Below are 15033 nucleotides of genomic sequence, written 5' to 3'. Positions count from 1 at the left end.
CTGTTAACTGTTAACTGAATTAAATTGAAGCAGCAAAGTGCGATCGCTCTACTTTTGCCAAAGCTTCAACCAAACTGCGAACAACCGCAATCATCGCCACTTCGCTGTTAAGTTGGCTGACAGCAGAACCGACACCAACACCCGCAGCACCGGCACCAATAGCAAGCGGTGCGGTGACGCTGGAGATGCCCGAAGCGCAGAGTACGGGGACTTGTACGGCGCGGGAAATTTCAAAGGCGGCGGCCAAAGTAGGCGCTGCTTTTTCAATTAATCCTAAAGTTCCGGCGTGAATTGGTTGGGCGCTAGTGCCGCCTTCGGTTTGAATGATGTTAGCGCCAGCTTTGACTAATTCTGTTGCTAACTGCACTTGTTTGTCGAGTGTCAGAATGTGGGGAACTGTGACAGAAAGTGTGATGTTCGGAAATAGCGATCGCGTTTCGCGAGTCAACTCCAAAACTTCCTCAGCTTCAAAGCGGCGGCCTAGTGCGTAGAAAGCATCAAAGTTGCCAATTTCAATCAAATCAGCGCCAGCTTCTACCGCAGCCACAAACTTTTCTGGTTCCACAGCCGATACACAAATTGGCAAATTTGTCAACTGTTTTGCCATCAATACCAAATCGCGATCGCAAGCAATATCGACAAATGTTGCACCGCCGAGATCCGCTGCTTTGACAACAGCCGCAACGTTGGCCGCATCAAAATTATTTAAACCGCTGATAATTTTCAGGGCGCGACCTTGCTCAAATGCGCGCTGCAATTTAGGATTTACACTCATCGTTAGTTTTCCAACTCAAAAAAATTGTTAATATCATTTTGACACGGATTGGAACATTTTTTGATTTTTAGTTCTTAATTTTTAATAACGCGCTGAAAAACAGTATTTTCCTTGTCCAACATCGACTGAATTTCTGTCCGAGTCAGATATGGAAAAAAGCGCGATTCTGGAATAAAATTGTGCATATTACGATTCTATAAGCTCAAGAGCAAAAATTATGAACACATTTGAGCGCCTAAAGATCGAGGGGTTTCGCCGTTTGTTTTCAGCAGAGGTGGAAATGCGACCTCTGACAGTGATGATTGGTGCTAACGGTGTTGGGAAAAGTTCTTTCTTAGAAATATTCTCACTTTTAGCAGCATCAGCCAACGGTCAGTTACAGTCCAAAATTTCCGAGTTGGGCGGTCTAACTCAGATGGTAACATTAGACCGGGCTGATAGCGTGTCAATCTCCTTATCGATGCCTATAGAGAATCAGGAACCGCTAAACTATTCTCTGAAACTTGCAACCAAAGGTCAATTCTATGAAATTGGTTCAGAAACTCTAATCCAACAGCGCAATCGCCATGCTTCTCAACCTTTTAAGTATATTGAATCTCGCGGTTTAGATGTCAAGTATTTCAGTCCAGAGGATGAAAAGCTACTACGCCCAAACTGGCAGTACAATCCTTTGGAAAGCTCACTTGCTCAGGTTCCTAAGATGTATCGGGAACCAGAAACATTGAGGCAGCACTTAGCTTCATGTAGCTTTTATAAGGCTGGGGAGTTGAATCTTTCCCCTCAAAGTCCGATCCGTTTACCTCAATCTATGCGGCCTGCAACTTTGCCCGGTAGTAAGGGAGAAGATTTAGTTTCATGCCTCTATTATCTGCGAGAAACAGATCCGAATCGATTTGAAATTATCCAAGATACACTGGCTGCGGCTTTTCCTGATTTTGAAAGGTTGAGCTTTCCGCCAGTAGCAGCCGGAACTTTAGCAATGACTTGGAAAGATAGAAATTTTTCTCATCCTTTTTATATGCACCAACTATCAGAAGGGACGCTCAGGTTTCTCTGGTTAATCACCCTGCTGCAAAGCCGAGATTTGAGTGCTGTCACGCTGATTGATGAGCCGGAAGTTAGTTTACATCCAGAGTTGTTACAACTGTTAGCGAATGCCATGAGAGAAGCTGCTCAAAGAACTCAACTAATTGTAGCAACTCATTCCGATAGACTGATCCGATTTTTAAAGCCTCACGAGGTGCTAGTTTGTGATGCTGAAGATGGTCTCACAACTTTAACTTGGGCTGACTCTATAGACTTAGAACACTGGTTAGAAGATTATAGCTTGGATCAGCTTTGGGCAATGAACATTTTTGGAGGCAGACCGTGAAGATTGCTATTTTGGTTGAAGGAGCAACGGAAATGGCATTTAAGGCTAAGTTGCAAGAATTTCTCAAGTCACGCCTGGGACAGCAGATGCCAAAATTAAAGTTTATATCTTGTGAAGGTCGCATTCACAAAGAAGAAAAACTCAGGCGAGTTGTGGAAAATTTATTGACTGGTAGAGATGCCTATGATGCTGTAATTGCACTAACAGATGTTTATACGGGTACTAAAGATTTTAAAGATGCAGCGGATGCTAAGGCTCAAATGAAAAAATGGGTGGGGGACAATCCTAAATTTTATCCCCATGCAGCTTCCCATGACTTTGAAGCTTGGCTGTTACCTTTTTGGTCAAAAATTCAGCAAATATCAGGAGGCAATAGAGCGGTTCCTAGCGGTTCTCCTGAACTGGTCAATCACAATAATCCACCTTCTTATCGGATTAAAGAAATATTTGAACAGGGGAAACGTCGGAGCTACGATAAAGCGCGGGATGCCAAAAGAATATTAGACGGACAAAATCTCATGGATGCTGCGGTAGTCTGTCCTGAATTAAAGGCTTTTCTGAATACTATTTTATCTCTTTGTGGGGGCGAATTGATTCCTTGATTTGCCAAAAAACGATACAAGCCCGCGACTCCTGTTGTGGAGAAATCAAACATTTTAGACTGCTGTTCAAGCTCCCAGATTTATCTGGGGAGTAAATCTCAAATCCTCCGACGATCGCGATCGCGCCGAAGTCTAAAATCTAAAATCGACGGCTCCCAATCATCTAGCCGAAAAACTTAAAAGTAATTCCAAAGATAGATAACTGTTTCTGTCTGTGGGTAGATAATACAATAGCAGATGCTTTAATTGCGCGCCCGCTCAGACAGAAAGACATCAAGACGACTAAATAGATGGAACCTTGGCAAACCCCACAAACTAATTTAACCGACATTTCGATCGCCCAGGAACTGTCGCGCCGCAATCCTCGCCATCGGGATCTGCAAGCAGAAAACCTAGCGCTGCAAACGCTGGCCCGACAATTGGCAACCTCGCCGCACACGCTGCTCAAAACACTGGTGGCGATCGCCCAAAATTTGTGCAGCGCAGGCAGCGTCGGAGTCTGTTTGATATCACAAAATGCCACATCAGAACAAATTTTATATTGGGAAGCCTTGGCGGGCGCTTGGGAAGCCGCAGAACAAACAAATAAACCCCAGACGTTGCGTTTGTCAGGAGCAGGTCTAGACTTGCAAACTCCCCAGCTTTACTTGCATCCAGAACAATACTTTACTCAGTTGCAGCAGCTAGGAATGCCGATCGCCGAAGCCTTAGTCGTGCCGCTGTACGCCGTAAATCAACCGCTGGGAGCAATCTGGATAGTCTCTCACGATTCCCGGCAGTTCGATAGCGAAGACTTGCGGATCGCGATCGCCCTAGCAGACTTTGCCGTTGCCGCCCTAAAAATCGATCGCGCTGATCGCACCACAGAAGCTTTGCGCGATCGCGAAACGCACCTCCAGTTGATACTCGACAGCGCCAAAGACTACGCCATCTTCACCCTCGACACCGGTGGACACCTTACCAGTTGGAACGCAGGCGCAGAGAGATTGCTGGGCTATGCCGAAGCAGAAATCGTCGGCCAGCACGGACGAATCATCTTCACCCCAGAAGACTCAGCAGCCAGAAAGCCGGAATTAGAAATGCACTTGGCGCTGACTGAGGGAAAAGCAGAAAACGAGCGCTGGCACCTCCGCAAAGACGGCAGCCGCTTTTGGGGCAGCGGGCTGGTGATGCCCCTGCGCGACGCAGCAGGCGACGTGCAAGGTTTCCTGAAAATCATGCAAGACAAAACCGAACGCCGGCAAATAGAAGAAGCACTGCGCCAAAGCGAAAATCGCTACCGCACCCTCGCCGATGCCGTCCCGCAATTAATGTGGATCAACACCGCCGACGGCAGGTTAGAGTTTTGCAACCAACACTGGCAAAGCTACACGGGCATGATTCCAGAATTGCCTCTGACAGTGCCTGTGCTGGAATTATTTCATCATGAGGATTTGCCCGCAGTTGTCGCCACCCGCACTCAGGGGATTCAAGCAGGGGAATCCTACGAATTTGAATGTCGGGTACGCAGGTTTGACGGCACCTACCGCTGGCATTTGGCGCGACTTGTGCCCGTCAAAGACAGGGAGGGACAGGTGCTGCAATGGGTGGGGATCGGGATTGATATTGACGATCGCAAACAAGCCGAAGAAAGCTTAGCAGAAAGCGACCGCCGCTTCCGCTTCCTGGCTGAGTCGCTGCCCCACCTGATTTGGAATGTAGACACCGCCGGAGAACTTCGCTTTGCCAATCAAAAATGGTCGGAATATCTGGGAATGTCTTACGAGGAAGCCGCTCAAAACCATTGGGAGTCCCTAGTGCCGCCGTGGGAGTTGGCAGAAGCTTTTGCCCGCTGGCAAGAGTGTCAAATTACCGGAGAATTTTATCAAGTTGAGTTCCGCCTGCTGCGGGCAGCAGACCAAATGGAACGCTGGCATTTGTCCCGCGCCATCCCCATTCGCGACGGAGGCGGCCGGATTGTCGAGTGGATCGGCACAAATACCGACATTCACGATCGCAAAAAAGACCAACTCAACGAGCAGTTTCTCTCGGGCCTCGAACTCCGCTTGCGCCAGCGCTCCAACCCCACAGAAATGTTGTGGGAAGCCACGAGCAGTCTGGGAGAATATTTAAATGTCGATCGCTGCATCTGGCACGAAATCGATCTAGAAGCCGATCGGGCAATTGTCGATCGAGACTGGCACGAGTCCGGGCTTCCCAGCATCGCCAGCACCTATCAAATCTCAGACTTTAAGACCCCAGAACTGAAAGCTGTCTCTATGGCAGGTCAAACACTGGCGATCTCAGATATAGCTAATGACCAGCATACAGCGCATTTTTTCGATAACTACGATGCCCTTGGCATTCGCGCTTTGGTCGATGTTCCCTGCCTTCAGGAAGGGCGCTGGGTGGCTCTTTTGCTGGTGGCATCAAAGACGGTGCGGCACTGGCGGGCCGATGAAGTTTCGCTGATGCAAGAAATGGTGGCTCGCCTCTGGGCGGTGATCCTGCACGCGCGAGCCTTGCAGGACTTGCACGAAAGCGAGGATCGGTTCCGCGCTCTAGCTGACAACATCGCCCAGTTGGCTTGGATGACAGATGCCACAGGCTGGATTTTCTGGTACAACCAGCGCTGGTTTGACTACACGGGCACAACGCTAGAGGAAATGCAAGGCTGGGGCTGGCAGCAGGTTCACCACCCGGAACACGTCGATCGCGTTGTCGCAAACTTTAGGCGCTGCTGTGAAACAGGCGAACTCTGGGAAGATACTTTCCCCCTGCGCGGCAAAGACGGATCGTACCGCTGGTTTCTCTCCCGCGCCGTGCCGATTCGCGACGAGCCAGGTAATGTGCTGCGCTGGTGCGGCACCAACACCGACATTACCGATCGCCTCAATGCAGAAGATGAACGGGAACGCCTGCTAGCCCTCGAAAAGGCCGCCAGGGAGGAAGCAGAACGCGCTAACCGCGTCAAAGACGAATTTTTGGCTGTTTTGTCCCACGAATTGCGGACTCCCTTAAACCCGATTCTGGGCTGGGCAAAGCTGTTGCAATCGAACTGTCTGACACCGGAAAAGCAGCGCTACGCCCTAGAGACGATCGAGCGCAACGCCAAATTGCAAACCCAGCTAATCGAAGATTTGCTCGACGTGTCGGGGATTCTGCAAGGCAAAGTCAGCTTGAATATTGTACCTGTGGATTTAGCCGGGGCGATCGGCGCGGCGATTGAAACGGTGCGTCTGTCAGCGGAAGTTAAATCGATTCAAATCTGCACTGAATTTGCACTAAATATCGGGCTGGTGTTGGGCGATGCAGGCCGACTTCAGCAGGTAATGTGGAATTTGCTGTCAAATGCCGTCAAGTTCACCCCGCCGTCCGGCAAAATCGCAGTCAAGCTCGATCAAATTGATAACGACGCTCAAATTAGTGTAACTGATACGGGCAAAGGCATTGTTTCTGATTTTCTGCCCTACGTGTTCGACTATTTCCGGCAAGCAGACAGCACGTTTACGCGCAAGTTTGGCGGATTGGGTTTAGGATTGGCGATCGTCCGCCATCTCGTCGAACTCCACGGTGGCACAGTCAAATCCGACAGTCCCGGCGAAGGACAAGGCGCGACATTTACCGTCAGGATACCCTTGATGCCCGTGCAACCTCCGAAAATTCCCGCACCGACAATGGCGGAAACATCCTTCGATTTGAGCGGTATCCGGGTGTTAGCCGTGGATGATGATGCTGATGCGCGAGATTTGGTGGTTTTTCTGCTGGAGGATTGTGGCGCAAGCGTGACAGCAGTTGCTAGCGCCGCCGATGCCTTGGCGGTTTTAACTCAGTCTCTGCCGGATATGCTGTTGAGCGATATTGGAATGCCCGACACCGACGGTTATATGTTGCTGCGGCAGGTGCGGGCTCTGCCGCCAGAGCAAGGCGGACTCGTACCGGCGATCGCCCTCACGGCTTATGCTGGAGAAATTGACTATCAGCAAGCCCTGGCTGCGGGGTTCCAGCGGCACATTTCTAAGCCTTTAGATCCCGATAAGTTGGTGCAGGTGATGTTGGATTTACTCGTGGATCGATCGGGCGAAAATATTGTTTAAAGTCTTAGATAGGTTCGATCGCTCGGACTAAAGTTCTCACTACAAACCAATAGATCGCATCATACAATACCTAACAAAAAAACCTCACAGATGGAGGTTTTTTGAGGATTATTCGCGATCGTCCGACAGGTTAAAACATCTTGTTCATGTATCATGATCACAGTCCGTTATACTCGATCATTAGCGGAAGTCGGTGCGAACTGCGGGCTCGCGATCGCCCGTTGTGGTAGTGTAGCGGACATTTTCTTCGCGTTTGCGGGGCATCAAACCGAACAAACCCGACAAGCCGAGCAAGCCCAACCATCCCCAATCAAAATCGCGATTGGTATCAGCACTGTATACATCGGAGCGAGGAGCTGTGGTGGTGGTGGTGGTTCTGCTGTTAGTACCGGGCGCTGTATTTGTCTGAGCCGCAGCAGGCAGATGAGCTGGTGCAATGGCTAAACCAGCAGCGATAATACCTGCACCGATTGCTTTGGATAAGTCAGAACGTTTCATAATTCAAATGCTCTCTGTTGGCAAAAATCTTTAACTATCACCACTATATCGATCGGCTCTGAAAGCTAAATCCATCTGTAGCAGTAAACATTAATCGATTCCACCTATTACTACAGATTGATCTGAGATTTTTACCATGCCCAGGAAATTAAATATTGCTCGCGCCTGCCACTCCGGTACTAGGAATCGTGGGCCTCGTACTTCCTTCGCTGCTGAGGCACTCTGGGACTCTCGACCACAAAGAATGTGTTGTTCACAAAAAAAGGTAAACTCAGATCTTGTACAGAAAACACTTAAAGCTCGATCGACGGAGATCAAAACAAATTGGGTATAGAGCTACGCAGCTACGTATTTCTCGACAACTTGCAGCCACAGCACGCAGCATACATCGGCACAATCGCCGCCGGATTCTTGCCACTACCGGGCGATGCGTCGCTGTGGATAGAAATCTCACCCGGTATCGAAATTAACCGAATTACCGATGTAGCCCTCAAATCTGCCTCCGTGCGCCCCGGAATCCAGATAGTCGAACGCCTGTACGGCTTGCTGGAAGTACACTCAGGCCAGCAGGGAGAAACCCGGGCCGCCGGCAAAGCAATTCTCGAATTCATCGGAGTCCGCAGAGAAGAGTGTATCAAACCGCGGGTGATTTCCAGTCAAATTATTCGCAACATTGACCCGCACCAAACGCAATTAATCAACCGCACTAGGCGCGGACAGTTGCTGCTGGCGGGACAAACTCTTTATGTCTTAGAAGTAGAACCCGCAGCCTATGCAGCCCTGGCAGCCAATGAAGCAGAAAAAGGCGCCTCGATTAACATCTTAGAAGTTCAAGCTGTCGGCAGTTTTGGGCGACTTTACCTCGGCGGCTCAGAACAAGATATTTTAGCAGGTTCCAGGGCAGCAATTGCGGCAGTGGAAAGCGTGTCTGGTCGGGAAAATCCTGCAATTTTTGGTCGCAAAGAATAGAGGTGAAAGGAGATGCAATTATGGCAAATACACAGCATTTAGCGCTGTTAAAAAAAGGTGCAGTTAGTTGGATTGAATGGAGAAATATCAACCCAAATATCGAGCCGGATCTCAGCGAAGCTAACCTCGCCGAAGCAAATCTCAGAGGCGCGAATTTGTGGCGATCTAACCTTTTTAAAATAGACTTATTTAAGGCAAAATTAATTGCAGCTAATCTATCCGATTCTAACCTGAGTTTAGCAAATCTTGCCGGAGCGCAACTCCTCGATACTAAATTAGTTAAAGCCAATTTAACGGGAGCAAATCTGCGAGTGGCCGACCTCCGGGGAGCTGATTTGAGCGGTGCTAATTTAATTGGGGCGGACATCAGTGCTGCCAATCTCCAACAAGCCGATTTAGGAGATGCGAATTTAATCGGTGCGGCAATGTTTCGAGTTAATGCGATCGGCGTGAACCTCAATCAGGCTAATCTCAGTCAAGCCAATCTCAATCAAGCCGAATTGATTGAAGCGCATTTTTACGCAGCAAATTTATCTAAAGCTAACCTCGGTGAAGCTCATTTCACTGGAGCATATCTTTTTCGGGCAAATCTCAGTTTTGCGGACTTTAGTGCTGCCGATTTCCGGTGGGCAAACCTTGGCAAAGCTGATTTGAGAGGGGCGAATTTGACCGGGGCAAATTTAAGAGGAGCAAACTTGGCGGGAGCTAATCTGGCCGATGCTCATTTGAAAGAAACAATCATGCCAGATGGCAGCATTGTTTCCTCATAAAATAAGAGAATTGAGTGGCATTCATTGGTTCTCTATTGTGAAAAATATCTGCGTTGATCTGCATTGCATCTGCGGTTGTATCAATCAAAGATTTATGCAATAAGTCTCAGGATTGCCAAAACATAAATTATAGGAGCGGGTTCACGCTTGCTCTCTAATCCAAATCCGAGATTTCGTAAACCCGCCCCGGCTGAAATTTCGCAACTGGCGATCGACTAATTTCCACCGACCGGCGATACTTGATAAAGTCCTCTAACCGGGCCCGGTGCTGCCTGCGACTCTTGCTGCTGCCTCGGTACAAACGGCTCTTGGACTCCGGCGGGAGTGGCGAAACAACCGCTCGGTTGAGGTGCTAGCTGACAAGATGGAGGCAGCGCCATGACTGAGGAATCAAAAGGATTAACGGCATCCGGGACACGGAGAATTGGATCGTTGGAAACTTGCCGCTGCAATACTCGTCGGTAAATCCCGTTGACGCGGCTGGCATCGCGCTCGATTTCTTTTTCGGGAAAGGCAACTACGCCGCTGGGGGAACCGATGCCTAAATAGTCGCCCATGTAACCTTGCAAGCTGACGTTGTGATAAAAGTCTCCTGAAGCTTCAAAGAATTGTCGGTTGAAGTCGTCGCTAACGGGGCTAAATCGGGCTGTTTCTGCTTGAGCTGGTTTGATGGATGCCAGTGAGGCAGAGGCGACAGCGAGAATCAACGCACCGCTCAGGCTTTTTAACTTTTGACTCATATATTTCAGTTTCTAGATTAATCACGGTTCCAATATAGACTGATTATCGGCGGATTATTTGTGTTTTCTACACGGTGTGAGTTATGGATGCTGCTGATTTAAAGGTGTTGCGCGATCGACTTTTGGATTTATTGTGCGAGTTTGCCTATCGCGAGGGCGATTTTGTACTGTCTTCGGGGCAGAAAAGTTCTTATTACATTAACTGCAAACCGGTGACTTTGCACGCCCAAGGTGCTTTGGCGACGGGGCGTGTACTGCTCTCAATGCTGCCGTCGGAGGTGCAAGCTGTGGGCGGTTTGACGTTGGGTGCTGACCCGATTGTAAGTGCGGTAAGCGTGGTTTCGGCTCTGGAAGGGCGATCGATTCCGGCGCTAATTGTCCGCAAGGAGACGAAGGGACACGGCACAATGGCGTATATTGAGGGGCCTCTGTTGCCTCCTGGGACAAATGTTGCGGTGTTAGAGGATGTCGTAACAACGGGTAAGTCGGCGATGCAGGCGGTGGAAAGGTTGCGAGGTGCGGGCTATAAGGTCGATCGAGTGTTGTCGCTCATAGACAGAGAGCAAGGTGGAGGCGAGTTGTATCGCGAGCAGGGATTGGATTTTCAGGCCGTTTTTACGATTCAGGATCTCAAGGAATGGCTTAATAGCAAGAAATAACCGGGCGCGCATCTAATTTGTACAATCCTGTTTCTTGAAACTCTCTCTTGTGGGGTGGGCTTCTAGCCCGCCCGAAAAATTAAATAGACTTGAATTGCATGAATCTTTGATTAATATAGCAACCGCAGATGCAAAGCAGATGCACGCAGATAAACGCAGATATAGCCTTTCTCAAAAAGGTGAGGTACGACTGGGCATAGGGCATAGGCCTCCGTGGGCATAGGCCTCCGTGGGCATAGGCCTCCGTGGGCATAGGCCTCCGTGGGCATACCTCATCTTTCTGAGAACCGCTATAATTGAAAAAATTGAAAACTTTACCCTCGTTACCAGGTAGAACCTGGTAACGCAGAGCCTCTGGATCTGCCTCGTGTTACAAATGGTGCAAGATATCAATCTTAACCAGCCAGTTTAATGCTATGAAAACCATCCATTTTATCGACTTATTCTCAGGAATAGGCGGCATGAGATTAGGTTTGGAGTCAGCCGCTCGCGCCTTAAATCTGGAAACAGAATGCGTATTAAGTAGCGAAATCAATCCCGACGCTCAAAAAGTTTACCTTCAAAACTTTAAAGACACACCATTAGGCGACATCCGACTAATTGACCAACTACCAGAACATGATATTTTACTAGCAGGATTCCCCTGTCAATCTTTCTCCGGTGCCGGCAAAAAAGCAGGTTTTGGCGATACCAGAGGCACCCTTTTATTTGAAATAATGAGGCTGATTGATACCGCTCAACCTCAAGCATTTATTTTCGAGAACGTGCGGGGACTTGTCAGCCACGACGGCGGCAGAACTCTCGAAACTATTAAACACGAAATTACCAGTAGAGGTTATAGCTTCGATTACTTTTTACTCAATAGCTCTAACTTTAGCTTACCTCAGAACCGCGTCCGAGTTTACCTAATAGGAATTTTAAATGCTTCGCCCCAATTTGACTTAGTTTCCGACTTAGGGCCAAAAGATTCCCATTCCTGTAACCATCAACAGCTATCCTTATTTTCCCCCTTAAGTAAACCCGTCGCAGTTGCAGATATTTTGGAAGACAATCCAGACCCAAAATATGATTGCTCGCCAGAATTTGTCAAGGCATTGAAACAAATCGTCAAGAATGATTTAAATCGCTTGCACGGAATGCGGCTAATTGACTATCGCGGTGGCAATTCCATTCATTCTTGGGAACTCGGTTTGCGAGGCGAGTGCAGTTTAGACGAAATTGATTTGATGAATCGTTTTATATTGAAAAGGCGAAATAAAGAATTTGGACATCACCAAGATGGTAAACTATTAACTAAAGAGCAAATCGCTACTTTTTTCACTCATCCCAATCTCGATAAAATTCTGGATTTACTGGTAGCCAAGAAGTACCTACAGTGTAACAATGATTTATATAAACCTGTATCGGGTAACTTTTCCTTTGAAGTGTATAAGTTTCTTGATCCCGCTAAGATTTCTGTCACACTTGTTGCCAGCGATGCCAATAGATTAGGAGTTTACAATAATCACCGAGTCCGCCGAATTACTCCCCGCGAGGCGGCGCGTTTACAAGGTTTTCCAGATAATTTTAGTCTGCATTCCAATGATGATAAAACCTATCATCAAATGGGTAATAGCGTCAGTATTAATGTGGTAAAGGCTGTGGCGAAAGAAGTTATCCAGAATGTCTTGTATTCTGCAAAACAAGTTTCTTTGCAAAATGCAGTTTAATCGGCATTAATCAGGGAATTTATGCTATCTCTCTTCTCTTCTCTGCGCTCTCTGCGGCCTCTGCGGTTAAATCATTCCAAATTACTCCGGGTAAGTAAGGCGGGAAATGCCCGCCCTACCAATCAATCGGGTTAGCTTAGCGCTACAGGTTCCTTAGCCAAAAACTTCTCCAACTCAGTCAAAGCATCAGCATCAACTTTCGTCTGCATCGGACAGAACTTAGGCCCGCACATCGAACAGAACTCCGCAGTTTTGTAGATATCCGCCGGCAAAGTTTCATCGTGATATTCCCGCGCTCTTTCTGGATCGAGCGAGAGTTCAAATTGACGGTTCCAATCGAAATTGTAACGCGCTTTGGAGAGTTCGTCATCGCGATCGCGCGCTCCCGGACGGCCCCGCGCAATATCCGCAGCGTGAGCCGCGATTTTGTAAGCAATCAGCCCATTTCTGACATCCTCAGCATTCGGCAATCCCAAGTGTTCCTTCGGCGTGACATAGCACAGCATAGCAGTACCGTACCAACCAGCCATCGCCGCCCCAATTGCGGACGTGATGTGGTCGTAACCTGGTGCAATATCAGTCACCAACGGCCCCAAAACATAGAAAGGAGCTTCCGAACATTCCTCCATTTGTTTCTTGACATTAAACTCAATTTGATCCATCGGCACGTGGCCTGGGCCTTCCACCATTACCTGGATATCATGTTCCCAAGCTTTGCGAGTTAATTGTCCCAAAGTTTTGAGTTCGGCTAATTGAGCAGCATCCGACGCATCGTGAGTGCAACCGGGGCGCAAAGAATCTCCCAAACTAAACGAAACATCGTATTTTTTGAAGATTTCAATGATGTCGTTAAAGTGAGTGTAGAGAGGATTTTGTTTGTGGTGATGCAGCATCCACCGTGCCAAAATGCCACCGCCGCGAGATACAATTCCAGTCAGGCGATTTTTTACCAAGGGCAAATGCTCGATTAGAATTCCGGCGTGAATAGTTTGGTAATCAACACCTTGTTGAGCGTGTTTGTCAATGATGTGCAAAAAGTCATTCGGGGTCAGACTTTCCATATTACCGTGCACGCTTTCTAGAGCTTGGTAAATGGGTACAGTGCCGATGGGAACCGGCGAAGCATTGATGATTGTAGTGCGAATTTCATCCAAATTACCGCCGCCGGTGGACAAATCCATCACGGTATCAGCACCGTATTTCACTGCTAATTTAAGCTTGTCAACTTCTTCTTCCATGTTGGAAGAGTTGGGAGATGCGCCGATATTAGCATTGACTTTGCACTTAGAGGCAATGCCGATCGCCATTGGCTCCAAATTCGTGTGATTGATGTTAGCGGGAATAATCATCCGTCCCCGTGCTACTTCGGCGCGGATCAGTTCTGCTGGGAGATTTTCTCGCTTAGCAACATAGTCCATTTCCTCAGTGATGACACCTTGACGGGCGTAGTGCATTTGAGATACATTAGTGTGTCCCTGACGCTTAGCGATCCATTCGGTACGCATATTTAATTTCCTTGATAAACAGCTTCCCTCCGCTGGTATTACCCAGACTCAGGTTCTAAGGGTGTTTTCTCAGCCCGGATTTTCGGGCACCCCTAGCTAAGCTATTGATTATATCACCGATTTCCGCGCGCGACGGCAACAAGTAAGGAAATCTTAATATTGACAGATAGATGAGGTTCGCGATCGCCCTTTCCCGACTTCTGATATTCCTGCTGTTTAAAAAATGCTAGCGTACCCAATTTAACAACCCAAAAACAATCACACCTCATCAGGATTAATCCCCATTTCGCGCAATTTTGCTGCTAGGCGAATCGTGTTATATTTTGCGCGAATCTCGGCTGTTTTTCCCTTGCTGTCGTCGCTAATTAGTCTAAAAGCTATTTAAACCACTTGTGATTTTTAATATTTTTTCTCTGACTTTAGAAACCTGAAGTAGTAATTGTTGGGAATCTTCTGAAGAGTTAGCAAGTTTTTTAGAGAGTTGGCGGTTGTATTTTCTGATTTGAGAGTTGAGACGTTTCAGATGCTTAATATAACTTTTTGTATTAAAATGTAGTGTTACCAATTTAATCGAATTAACTTCTTGCGTTTCAGCAATAAGATTAACTAGAGATTCTACTTTGGTGAGATTTAATACTAATAAGGGAGAATCGACTTTCTCTTGAATTCTTGTTTTATTTATGTCCAATCTCTCAATGTTCTCACAGGACTCTACCAAAAGAGAGTTTGCTAAAATCTTATCTCTTTTTCTTGAGTCAGATTTTTCTTTTTCCCTGGCAATCACTACACCTAAAACAAAAGTAAATATTGATAAAACTTGTTTAAACGCTCCGGTTAGTTCATACTCAGGCAGGGCAAGACGAGTCAACATAAACGGAGATATTAACACTATTAATGAAGGTAATATTATCGGTTTTTTATTAAAAAAATTGATAAATCTTGATAAAAAATTATTATACTTTTTGCTAAATCCAATGGATAATCCTGTATGAATCAACCATAAAACAGCTATGCTTGTACCCAAAATAGCAGGCGAATAATTAGGAGGTGTTTCAGGCATACTTTTTCCTTTTTATTTGCTGAATCTACGCTTGAACCGGGGGTCAATACGGTCTTTTTTTCGTCTATTGCAATCGAAGCAAAGCGTTTGCAGATTGCTGATGTCATTTGAGCCTCCAAGAGCTAAGGGAATGATGTGATCGATCGTAAGATTAGTCTCTTGGCCTGTTCTGCCGCAGCTTTTGCAGCAATTTTCATCGCGATCAAAAACAAGTTTTCTTACCTTTGGTGGAATTAAAATTCGCGGAGTTTTTTTCGTCAAAGACATTTTTGGTAGAGATTATAAAATCATACACTTC

The 15033-nt window shown here is 47.2% G+C and carries 13 protein-coding genes and 1 riboswitch; of the genes, 7 read left to right on the top strand and 6 right to left on the bottom strand.

From position 1 onward, the window contains the following. Nucleotides 1-19: 19 nt before the first annotated feature. Nucleotides 20-775: a DUF561 domain-containing protein gene (locus QUB66_RS03820; RefSeq protein ID WP_332966394.1), complete on the bottom strand. Its 756-nt coding sequence runs from the start codon at nucleotides 773-775 to the stop codon at nucleotides 20-22. A 217-nt stretch (nucleotides 776-992) separates the two neighbouring features. On the opposite strand from QUB66_RS03820, the gene QUB66_RS03810 reads away from it, so the two are divergent. The 3 genes from QUB66_RS03810 (at nucleotide 993) to QUB66_RS03800 (ending at nucleotide 6825) form a co-directional block, all read left to right on the top strand. Then, the gene (locus QUB66_RS03810) at nucleotides 993-2147 is read left to right on the top strand and encodes an AAA family ATPase (protein ID WP_332966392.1); all 1155 of its coding nucleotides are present in this window, start codon (nucleotides 993-995) and stop codon (nucleotides 2145-2147) included. Next, nucleotides 2144-2749, top strand: a complete 606-nt coding sequence (locus QUB66_RS03805; RefSeq protein ID WP_332966391.1) for a DUF4276 family protein — start codon at nucleotides 2144-2146, stop codon at nucleotides 2747-2749. The genes QUB66_RS03810 and QUB66_RS03805 overlap by 4 nt, the downstream gene beginning before the upstream one ends. Before the next feature lie 290 nt (nucleotides 2750-3039). Beyond that, the gene (locus QUB66_RS03800) at nucleotides 3040-6825 is read left to right on the top strand and encodes a PAS domain S-box protein (protein ID WP_332966390.1); all 3786 of its coding nucleotides are present in this window, start codon (nucleotides 3040-3042) and stop codon (nucleotides 6823-6825) included. 180 nt (nucleotides 6826-7005) lie between these two features. Here QUB66_RS03800 and QUB66_RS03795 read toward each other — a convergent pair whose 3' ends face one another. Then, complete coding sequence (locus QUB66_RS03795; protein WP_265238556.1) at nucleotides 7006-7323, bottom strand: WGxxGxxG family protein; 318 nt, start codon at nucleotides 7321-7323, stop codon at nucleotides 7006-7008. 324 nt (nucleotides 7324-7647) lie between these two features. On the opposite strand from QUB66_RS03795, the gene QUB66_RS03790 reads away from it, so the two are divergent. Next, complete coding sequence (locus QUB66_RS03790; protein WP_265238554.1) at nucleotides 7648-8292, top strand: hypothetical protein; 645 nt, start codon at nucleotides 7648-7650, stop codon at nucleotides 8290-8292. Nucleotides 8293-8312: 20 nt separating this feature from the next. Beyond that, nucleotides 8313-9062, top strand: coding sequence for a pentapeptide repeat-containing protein (locus QUB66_RS03785; RefSeq protein ID WP_332966385.1), 750 nt, complete (start codon nucleotides 8313-8315; stop codon nucleotides 9060-9062). A 215-nt stretch (nucleotides 9063-9277) separates the two neighbouring features. Here QUB66_RS03785 and QUB66_RS03780 read toward each other — a convergent pair whose 3' ends face one another. After that, the gene (locus tag QUB66_RS03780) at nucleotides 9278-9802 is read right to left on the bottom strand and encodes a hypothetical protein (RefSeq protein ID WP_265239043.1); all 525 of its coding nucleotides are present in this window, start codon (nucleotides 9800-9802) and stop codon (nucleotides 9278-9280) included. A gap of 83 nt (nucleotides 9803-9885) precedes the next feature. On the opposite strand from QUB66_RS03780, the gene pyrE reads away from it, so the two are divergent. After that, complete coding sequence (pyrE, locus tag QUB66_RS03775; RefSeq protein WP_332966384.1) at nucleotides 9886-10461, top strand: orotate phosphoribosyltransferase; 576 nt, start codon at nucleotides 9886-9888, stop codon at nucleotides 10459-10461. Nucleotides 10462-10877: 416 nt separating this feature from the next. Continuing rightward, complete coding sequence (gene dcm, locus QUB66_RS03770) at nucleotides 10878-12170, top strand: DNA (cytosine-5-)-methyltransferase (protein ID WP_332966382.1); 1293 nt, start codon at nucleotides 10878-10880, stop codon at nucleotides 12168-12170. Between the two features lie 131 nt (nucleotides 12171-12301). Here the strand turns inward: dcm and thiC are convergent, their stop codons facing one another. The 3 genes from thiC to QUB66_RS03755 all read right to left on the bottom strand — a co-directional run bounded on the left by thiC (nucleotide 12302) and on the right by QUB66_RS03755 (nucleotide 15002). Beyond that, the gene (gene thiC, locus QUB66_RS03765) at nucleotides 12302-13675 is read right to left on the bottom strand and encodes a phosphomethylpyrimidine synthase ThiC (RefSeq protein WP_332966381.1); all 1374 of its coding nucleotides are present in this window, start codon (nucleotides 13673-13675) and stop codon (nucleotides 12302-12304) included. Nucleotides 13676-13682: 7 nt separating this feature from the next. Next, nucleotides 13683-13779, bottom strand: a riboswitch (TPP riboswitch). 266 nt (nucleotides 13780-14045) lie between these two features. Next, nucleotides 14046-14735 (bottom strand): hypothetical protein, encoded by a 690-nt coding sequence (locus QUB66_RS03760; RefSeq protein WP_332966379.1) that lies wholly within the window; start codon nucleotides 14733-14735, stop codon nucleotides 14046-14048. Nucleotides 14736-14747: 12 nt separating this feature from the next. Then, on the bottom strand, nucleotides 14748-15002 hold the full coding sequence (locus QUB66_RS03755; protein ID WP_332966378.1) for an HNH endonuclease: 255 nt from the start codon (nucleotides 15000-15002) through the stop codon (nucleotides 14748-14750). Between the last annotated feature and the right edge of the window lie 31 nt (nucleotides 15003-15033).

It is taken from the genome of Microcoleus sp. A2-C3, assembly GCF_036706065.1.
Taxonomy (GTDB): Bacteria; Cyanobacteriota; Cyanobacteriia; order Cyanobacteriales; family Microcoleaceae; genus Microcoleus.
Note: the sequence above shows the minus strand (reverse complement) of the source record. Positions and strands in the feature narration are given on the sequence as shown.